Origin of the sequence: Shewanella xiamenensis, from assembly GCF_014647135.1 — a bacterium.
Classification (GTDB): Bacteria; Pseudomonadota; Gammaproteobacteria; order Enterobacterales; family Shewanellaceae; genus Shewanella; species Shewanella xiamenensis.
The window spans coordinates 1-539 of sequence record NZ_BMOP01000065.1; the positions used below are offsets into that span (position 1 = coordinate 1).

The following is a 539-nucleotide window of genomic DNA, read 5'->3' on the forward strand; positions in this document are numbered from 1 at the left end:
AAAAAAGGAAGCCTAAGCTTCCTTTTTTCTAATCACAATTGCTATTAAGCAATGATCTTAGCTACAACACCAGCGCCTACTGTACGGCCACCTTCACGAATTGCGAAGCGTAAACCTTCGTCCATCGCGATTGGGCAAATCAGCGTAACAACCATCTTGATGTTGTCACCAGGCATTACCATCTCTACGCCTTCTGGCAGTTCAATAGTACCGGTTACGTCAGTTGTACGGAAGTAGAACTGTGGACGGTAGCCTTTGAAGAATGGAGTGTGACGACCACCTTCTTCTTTTGACAGAACGTAAACTTCTGATTCAAAAGTAGTGTGTGGGTTGATTGAACCTGGCTTAGATAATACTTGACCACGTTCTACGTCATCACGCTTAGTACCACGTAATAAAATACCACAGTTCTCACCTGCACGACCTTCGTCAAGCAGCTTACGGAACATTTCTACGCCAGTACAAGTTGTTTTAGAAGTCGTGCGGATACCAACGATTTCTACTTCGTCGCCCACTTTAACGATACCACGCTCTACACG

Annotated in this window: 1 protein-coding gene; it reads right to left on the bottom strand. The window is 44.9% G+C overall.

The genetic code is table 11. The annotated features are described in order from the left end of the window. Positions 1-44: 44 nt before the first annotated feature. The coding region (locus IEY09_RS20155; RefSeq protein ID WP_241407289.1) for an EF-Tu C-terminal domain-related protein at positions 45-539 on the bottom strand (495 nt) is incomplete at its 5' end.